This window comes from Pseudoflavonifractor sp. SW1122, from assembly GCF_012027765.1.
GTDB lineage: Bacteria > Bacillota > Clostridia > Oscillospirales > Oscillospiraceae > Enterenecus > Enterenecus faecium.
In genome coordinates this window covers 1-7,382 of record NZ_SJOS01000075.1, presented here as the reverse complement: position 1 = coordinate 7,382, position 7,382 = coordinate 1, and the positions used below count along the sequence as shown (strand labels likewise).

8 protein-coding genes are annotated in these 7,382 nt (G+C 60.4%); 5 read left to right on the top strand and 3 right to left on the bottom strand.

Annotation, left to right across the window (positions count from 1 at the left end):
- Positions 1-153 (top strand): hypothetical protein (locus E0L15_RS12670; protein WP_168125737.1); only part of this gene is annotated, 153 nt, incomplete at its 5' end.
- 13 nt (positions 154-166) lie between these two features.
- On the top strand, positions 167-814 hold the full coding sequence (locus tag E0L15_RS11765) for an HAD family hydrolase (RefSeq protein ID WP_168125736.1): 648 nt from the start codon (positions 167-169) through the stop codon (positions 812-814).
- A gap of 638 nt (positions 815-1,452) precedes the next feature.
- Here E0L15_RS11765 and E0L15_RS11760 read toward each other — a convergent pair.
- Positions 1,453-2,085 (bottom strand): HAD family phosphatase, encoded by a 633-nt coding sequence (locus E0L15_RS11760; protein ID WP_168125735.1) that lies wholly within the window; start codon positions 2,083-2,085, stop codon positions 1,453-1,455.
- Between the two features lie 160 nt (positions 2,086-2,245).
- Here E0L15_RS11760 and E0L15_RS11755 point away from each other — a divergent pair, with 160 nt between their 5' ends.
- Together E0L15_RS11755 and E0L15_RS11750 are read left to right on the top strand one after the other, a co-directional pair.
- Positions 2,246-2,539, top strand: coding sequence for a hypothetical protein (locus E0L15_RS11755; RefSeq protein WP_168125734.1), 294 nt, complete (start codon positions 2,246-2,248; stop codon positions 2,537-2,539).
- Positions 2,536-3,138: a lysine exporter LysO family protein gene (locus E0L15_RS11750; RefSeq protein ID WP_143482389.1), complete on the top strand. Its 603-nt coding sequence runs from the start codon at positions 2,536-2,538 to the stop codon at positions 3,136-3,138. Before E0L15_RS11755 ends, E0L15_RS11750 begins: the two co-directional genes overlap by 4 nt.
- Positions 3,139-3,427: 289 nt before the next feature.
- Here the strand turns inward: E0L15_RS11750 and E0L15_RS11745 are convergent, their stop codons facing one another.
- Together E0L15_RS11745 and E0L15_RS11740 are read right to left on the bottom strand one after the other, a co-directional pair.
- Positions 3,428-4,360 carry an alpha/beta hydrolase gene (locus tag E0L15_RS11745; RefSeq protein WP_168125733.1) on the bottom strand — a complete coding sequence of 311 codons (933 nt, stop codon included), beginning with the start codon at positions 4,358-4,360 and terminating at the stop codon, positions 3,428-3,430.
- Positions 4,361-4,395: 35 nt separating this feature from the next.
- Positions 4,396-5,562, bottom strand: coding sequence for a 5-bromo-4-chloroindolyl phosphate hydrolysis family protein (locus E0L15_RS11740; RefSeq protein ID WP_168125731.1), 1,167 nt, complete (start codon positions 5,560-5,562; stop codon positions 4,396-4,398).
- Positions 5,563-5,803: 241 nt separating this feature from the next.
- Between E0L15_RS11740 and E0L15_RS11735 the strand changes: the two genes are divergently transcribed.
- The coding region (locus tag E0L15_RS11735; RefSeq protein WP_168125730.1) for a VanW family protein at positions 5,804-7,382 on the top strand (1,579 nt) is incomplete at its 3' end.

Genomic DNA, 7,382 nt, shown 5'->3' with positions numbered 1-7,382 from the left:
GGGGACAGCGTCCAGCACAAGGCCTTTGGACGGGGCCTGGTGCTGTCGGTGCAGAAGATGGGGGGCGACGCCCTGGTGGAGATCGCCTTCGACACCGTGGGCACCAAGCGGCTGATGCTGAAATCCGCCAGCCAGCACTTGACCAAAGTATAAGGAGGGTTTTCCCATGTTCCGCATGATTGGTTTTGACCTGGACGGCACCATTGCCGACACCCTGCCCCTGTGCATTCAGGCCTTCGGCCTGGCTCTGTCTCCCTATGCCGGGCACACCCTCAGCCAGGAGGAGATCACCGCCACCTTCGGCCTGGACGAGGTGGGCATCGCCAAGATTCTGGCGGGGGACCAGTGGGAGGCCGGGGTGGCCGACTACTGCCGGGAATATGAGCGGCTCCACCCCCAGGTGGTGCCCGACCTGTTCCCCGGCATCCGGGAGCTTCTGCATACCTTAAAGGACCGGGGGATTCCCCTGGTGCTGGTGACGGGCAAGGGAACCCCCACCTGCCGCATCTCGCTGGAGCAGTTCGGCATTGCCGACGTGTTCGACGAGGTACTGTGCGGCTCGGATGTGGCCCCCAATAAAGTGGACCATCTGCGCTACTTGTTGGACAAGTACCAGCTGGCTCCGGAGGAGTTTTGCTACATCGGGGACACCGCCACCGACGTGGACGCCTGCGACCAGGTGGGGGTGACCTGTCTGTCGGCGGCCTGGCAGGACGGCGTCACCCAGGCCCTGGAACAGCGCAACCCCGGCAAAGTGTTCGACCGGGTGGAGAAATGTAGGGCGTACCTGTTGGAGCACTGCGCCACCAAATAAAACCAAAACGAGACGGTACAGAACCAAACCTCTGTATCGTCTCATTTTTCATTTCTATCTAGACTTACCAGTCACGGGGATGCGCTCCCCGCTGGGGGTTCCTTTCTGCTGCCAGAAAGGAACCAAAGACCACCAAAGGCGGGGCCTTCCCCCGCCTTATGGAATCCACCCCGCCGGTACTGGTTGGAGTATGCAACCTCCTTTTTTCGGCCCTTGCCCTGGTGGTGTCACATAGATGGCAGGTCAATTCAACGGAATGTGCCTACTTCTCTGTACGTTTGCACACCTACTACCAGGGCCTTCCTTGGTCCGCCGCTGTTCCCAGCGGTCGAAAGCCTAGCTCCCGGCGGCGGGAACGCCGCTTGGCCAGGGTAGGCCCGGAGGTGGAAACCGCCCAGTCATAGGGCCAATTGCCCAGGATAGCCTGGTGTGGTGGCACAAACAGGAGCCACAGCAAGGGGAACGGGCCGAACACCAGCTTGACGCAGGCCCAGCCTGGTACTCCAGGGAGGTCCTTAGGGGGGAACGCCCTAAGCGATTCTTTCCCCGATTTCTCATCGGGGAGAAATCGGGCATAAGCGGAGCGTCCCCACCCGGGGCGCTGGGTTTCCCCTGAGAAAAGCGGGGGTTCGGGGCACTCACCCCTCCAAAAGTTCTCCCAGCGAGTGCACAAACCGATGGCAGCTGTGGGGCATCTCCGCCCACCGGCTGGCATAGCAGGGGTCATACACCCCAATGGTGTGCATCCCGGCGGCCCGGGCGGTGGCGCAGTTAAAGGGGGAGTCATCCAGCAGGGTGCAGGCCTCCGGCTCCACCCCCAGGGTGTGGCTCAGGGCCTCAAAACACCGGGGGTCGTGCTTTTCCAGCCCCAGCTCCTCGGCGTACACCACGTGGGCAAAGTAGGGCTCCAGGCCGTGGCGCTCCAGGGCCAGCTGGCACAGCTTGGGGCGGCAGGCAGTAAACAGGGCCAGCGCTTCCCCCTGGCTGCGGTACTGCTCCAGCAGCTCCCGGGCCCCCGCCTTCAGCTCCACCAGGTCCCGGTAGTGGTGGGCAGCCAGCTCCTCCCACTCACACATAATCTCCTGGGGCGTCAGGTCCAGATGGTAATACTCCCGGGTGTAGCTAGCGGCCGAGGGGAAGGTGGCCTTTGTCACCCGCTCCTCGTACTCCTTGGTCACCTGGCAGTGGTGACGGGCCAAAAATTCCAAATCCACCTCCACCCATAAATCGTTGGAGTGGAGGAGGGTTCCGTCCAAATCAAAAATGATCATGGGTGTGAAAATCCTCTCTATCTTGCGTCGATGGTCTTTTTCTGCTATGATGGTTGGGTTCGCAACCTAGCCACGGCCCAGGGCCGTGTTGCTTGATTATACCACACCGTCCCCGCTCCCGTCCATGGGTGGGGAAGCAGGGAGAGAGAGAAGGCGTTTTATGGATATCTTATTGGTCATGTGTTTGGGCATCCTGGTGGGTCGGTTCCTGTTCCCCCAGAAGGCCAAACGTTGGAACGAAGGGGCATCCCTGCCGTGCACCCTGGTGCTCATCTTCTCCATGGGTGCCATGCTGGGCCGGAAAGAGGGATTTCTCCACCAGCTGCTCACCCTGGGCGCTCAGAGTTTTCTTTTCTTCCTCATTCCCACCGTTTTGTCCATTGTAGTGGTGTACATCCTTACCAAACGCTTTATGAAGCGCCCCAACCAGGATAAAAAGGAGGAAGAGGCATGATCGTCCTGTTCACCATCTTGGCCCTGCTCTTAGGGTTGGCCTACGGCCTGTCCGGGCTGGAACTGCCCCTGCTCACCTTTTTCAGCCAGCACACCGACCTGGTGCTCTATCTGCTGATGTTCTCCGTGGGCATCAGTGTGGGGATGCACCGGGGCCTCTTCCGTAAAATCCGGGAGTACCACATCCGAATTTTCATCATCCCCTTTGGCATCATCCTGGGCTCCCTGGTGGGCGGTCTGGTGTGTGCCGCCATCTTCCACCTTCCCCTGGGTCAGGGGGCGGCCATTGCCAGCGGCATGGGCTGGTACAGCCTGGCAGGCGCCACCATCAGCCAGATTGGCGGCTCTGAACTGGGCAGCGTGGCCTTTCTCAGCAACCTGATGCGGGAGATTTTCTCCTTCATCATCATCCCCGTGGTGGCCATCAAGCTCAACTATTACACCTGTATTGCCCCCGCCGGGGCCACCAGCGAGGACACCACCCTCCCGGTGATGCTGAAATATACCAACGAGGAGACGGTGGTGCTGTCGGTGCTCAACGGCATCATCTGTTCCTTCTTCGTCCCCATCCTCATCTCCCTGTGTTTCACCACCCCATAAGCCGACACGCTTCTCAAAAATGCCAGCATTTTTGAGAGGAGTTGCAGCCCGCTGCATGCAGAATCGGGTCAAAGGGCGACCCGATTCCACACTTGCGGGCTGAGAAGTGTTTTTTCCGATGCACATGTCCCCGAAAAAAACGAATTTTAATTTATTTTCCCGCCCCCGGGCGGGAAAACTCTGCCGAGGGCTTTGGGAATGATGCAAAAAATATATTCTTCTTGCATACACATGAGTTTTTCGACAGTCTGCAACGATGCCGCACAGATTTGCTCTGTGCGGCATTTTTTCATTTACAGTGTCGGTCCAGCCAGTTCAAGACGTCGGCATAGACCTCCATGCGGTTTGTCTCGTTGAGGGTCTCGTGGCGGGCCCCGGGGTACAGCTTCAGCTCCAGGTCCCGGGTACCGTGGTCCTTGAAATACCCGTACACCTTTCGCACCCCCGCCCCGTTGGCTCCCACCGGGTCCTGATCTCCCGAAAAGAGGTAGATGGGGGTGTTGGGGTCCATGCGGGACAGAGCTTTTTCACTGGAAATGTACCGCAAGCCCCCCAGCATGTCCCGGAACAGCCCCACCGAGGGGATAAACGAGCACAACGGATCTTGGAGGTAGGCGTCCACCATACGCTCATCGCTGCACATCCAGTCCACCGTGGTGCGGTTGGGGCGAAACTGCCGATTATAGACCCCCAGGGACTGGCTGTACACCAGTTGGCTGACCCAGGTGGGTCCTCGCAACCACCCCAGCACTGTGGACACCAGGCGGCCCGTGGCCACCAGCAGGGGGCTCTCCTGCCCGGTGCCCGAGAGGATGGCCCCGTCCACCGTGCCGGGATAGCGGCACAGGTAGGTGCGGGTCAAAAAGGAGCCCATGGAGTGGCCCAACAGGATATAGGGGACGCCTGGGAACTTCTCTCCCATGAGCTGCCGGAACGCGCGCACATTGGCCGTGGCCAGTGTCCAGCCGTTCCGGCGACCAAAATAGCCAAACTGCCCCGCCGCCTCCCCGGTCTTGCCGTGGCCCAGGTGATCCTCACCGCACACCACATAGCCGTGAGCATTGAGGTAGCGGGCAAAGTGGTCATACCGCCCCATATGCTCGGCGATGCCGTGGACGATCTGCACCACGCCCCTTATCTGGCCCTGGGGCTGCCACAGGTATCCGGCACATGGATGTTCCCCGTCCGAGGAGGGAAACCAAATCACTTCTGGCTGCTGCATGGAGTCACACTCCCTTCTCCCCCTTTGGGGGTCGGTTAGTCCAGCTTCATGTTATCCCCAGACAGGCCGTCCTTTTTCAGCATGTTCTCCAGCACCTGCACGTCGGCGGCAATGTCCATGGCGTCGGAGCTGAACAGCTTATCCAGCTGCTTTTCAAAGCCCTCCACCACTTTGTCCATCATGCCCTCGATGCGCTGCTTGGCGGCGGTGATGTTCTCCCCCTCCACCCCCTGGGCGTCCAGGCGGGCATAGGAGCGGAGAATGTCCAGGGTGGTGGGCAGGTAGTAGTTGAGGAACGTGCGCAGCTGCTCGGTGCGCTGGGGATGGGTCTTCTGGTACTGCAAAATCTTGTGGGTGACCTCTTCAATGCGGTCAATCTTGGCGCTGATCACCGGGTCGGGAATCAGGTCGTTGATGAGGCGGATTTCCCGGAGAATCTCATCCTCCTGGGAGGGCTGCTGGTTCTTCTCCGGCTCCGGCTGGGGCTCCGGTTCCGGCTCCGGCTCGGTGTATCCCATCTCGGTGAGCATCAGTTTGCCCGCCTTCAAGTCCAGATATCCCGTGGGCAGCACGTGGGTGGCCAGCATCTTGCGCAAATCCCGGGTCAGGCGGCGCACCGACACGTCCATGGCCGCCGCCATGGGGGCCAGGCTCACCTGGCGATTGGCTCCGATGTAGGCCAGATAGTTGGTGTATCGCTCCATCCGGCCCCGCTGCTCCCGCCCGGTGAGGAGCATACCCAGGCCCACGCCAAAGCCCGCCAGCATGACAAACACGTTGACCAGCTCGTCAGCAAAAAAGAAGCCGTACCGCAGACTCTCCACAAAGGTGGCCAGCTGGGCTATGGTGCCCAGAGCGAACATCCCGGCCATGACGCCGCCCACCACCATTTTCACGGTGCCGGGGGCAAAGCCCTTTCGTTTCACCGGCGTCTGACCACCAAAGGCCGCTCCCGCCTTTCCCTTGACAAATTCTGCCGCCTGTCTGGCCTGGAAGGCATAGTTTTGGGCCTGCTGACGGGTCATATTCCGAAGTTTGCTCACAAGCCACACCACGGCGATGACCTGGGTGATGCCAAAGGGGAGAAGGAAGAGCACCACAATCCCCAGCCAATCCTCCCAGTCTCCGTCCCGTCTGGGCCGTTTGGGGTTGGGGTTATAGTGGTACCCGCCCCCCTGTCCATAGCTGTACGAACCATTCATACCTGAGATTCCTTTCCGTCCAGACGGCCCCTGCCGCCCGGTTGCTTGTCACCCACATTATATACATCTTTTCCTCCGGTGTAAATAGCCACCAAAAACGATGACAAATTGTAAATCTTTTTAACCGAATTGTTCTTGTACCAGCCACCGGTTGGTGTTACAATATCCCAAGGTGCAAGGGGATTCCATTCTGGTCAATTCCTGGCACCTCTTACAGATAACAACACATGGAGGAAGTTCTATGGAGCACGTTCGTTCCAAGAAAAAGCTCACGCCCCCCATCATCGCCGGAATCGTGGCCGGCGCAGCGGTGTTGGTGCTGGCGGGAGCCTATTGCGGGCTGTGCGCCTGGGTCAGCGGCAACGGTCGCCTGCTCCCCGGCACCATTGCCCAGAATAACACACAGACCGTCACCCTGGACCTGGGCGGACTGACCCAGGATGCCGCGGTGGAGTATATGACCAGCTCCATGAAGGAGCACCTGGACACCCTGGAGCTGACCCTGAACTACGGGGAGGACCAGAAGGTGACCATCTCCGGCTCTCTGCTGGATGTGGACCCCCAGGCCGCCGTGGAGTACGGCATGGAGGAAAAGAAGTCCCGGGGCTTCTTCTCCCTGGGCCTGGCCTGGCTGGGTGCGGGCAGCGACCCGGACCCCCTGTCCCTGTCCTCCTCCTCCTTCACGCCCGAGGGAGAGAAGCAGGTGAAGGAGTACATCGACCAGATTGCCGAGGCCATGCACAAGGACCCGGTGGACTTCACCTATAAGCTGGAGGATCACTCTCTCAAAGTCACCATGGGCACCGACGGGGCCGAGGTGGACAAGGACGCCCTGCTGGAGCAGATCTCCAACGCCCTGGCCACCGGAGAGACCTCTCTGACTGTGGAGACCAAGCCCATTCCCTGCGCCGAGCTCACCGGGGAGATTCTCAGTGAGCTGGTCTACCAGGAGCCCAAGGCCCCCACCCAGGACGCCAACGGCAACCTGACCCCCATGGTCATGGGCTGCTCCATCGACCCGGAAGAGGCCCAGGGCATCATCGAACAGACCAAGCCTGGGGAGACCTGTTCCATCCCCGTCACCATCACCCAGCCTAATTTGAGCCAGGCCGCCTCCCTGCTGTATCAGGACCTGCTGTCCAGCAACACCAGTTACCTGGACGGCGTGGCCAGCCGCTCCTATAACGTGGCTCTGGCCGCCTCCTCCTGCAACGGTAAAATCCTCATGCCCGGGGAGACCTTCTCCTACCTGGGCACCATCGGAGACCCCTCTCAGGCCAACGGCTACAAGTCCTCCACCGGCTACTCCAATGGCCAGACCGTCACCATGGACGGCGGCGGCGTGTGCCAGGTATCCTCTGCCATCTACTACTGCGCAGTGTACGCCAACCTGGACATCGTCCACCGGGCCAACCACGCCTTTACCGTAGGCTATGTGCCCGACGGCCTGGACGCCACCGTGTACTACCCCAGCCTGGACTTCAAGTTCCGCAACAACACCGACTTCCCCATCAAACTGGTGTCCTATGTCTCCGGCGGTAAGCTCACCGTCCAGATCTACGGCACCAACCCCAGCGGCACCTATGTGAAGACCGAGCGGTACACCCGCTCCACCACCGAGTACACCACCGTCTATGAGGCGGACTCCTCCATTCCCCGTGGCACCACCAAGGTGAAGACCACCCCCTACACCGGCAAGGTGGTGGACGTGTACCGCTGCGTGTACGACGCCAACGGCAAGCTTCTCTCCCGCACCTTCGAGAACACCAGCCGCTACTCCAAGCGGGACAAGGTGATTCTCTACAACCCCGCCGACTCCG

What these genes read in the sequence shown, in the direction of transcription:
- E0L15_RS11765 (WP_168125736.1), top strand. Translation starts at nt 167, where the DNA reads ATGTTCCGCATGATTGGTTTTGACCTGGACGGCACCATTGCCGACACC.
- E0L15_RS11760 (WP_168125735.1), bottom strand. Translation starts at nt 2,085, where the DNA reads ATGATCATTTTTGATTTGGACGGAACCCTCCTCCACTCCAACGATTTA.
- E0L15_RS11755 (WP_168125734.1), top strand. Translation starts at nt 2,246, where the DNA reads ATGGATATCTTATTGGTCATGTGTTTGGGCATCCTGGTGGGTCGGTTC.
- E0L15_RS11750 (WP_143482389.1), top strand. Translation starts at nt 2,536, where the DNA reads ATGATCGTCCTGTTCACCATCTTGGCCCTGCTCTTAGGGTTGGCCTAC.
- E0L15_RS11745 (WP_168125733.1), bottom strand. Translation starts at nt 4,360, where the DNA reads ATGCAGCAGCCAGAAGTGATTTGGTTTCCCTCCTCGGACGGGGAACAT.
- E0L15_RS11740 (WP_168125731.1), bottom strand. Translation starts at nt 5,562, where the DNA reads ATGAATGGTTCGTACAGCTATGGACAGGGGGGCGGGTACCACTATAAC.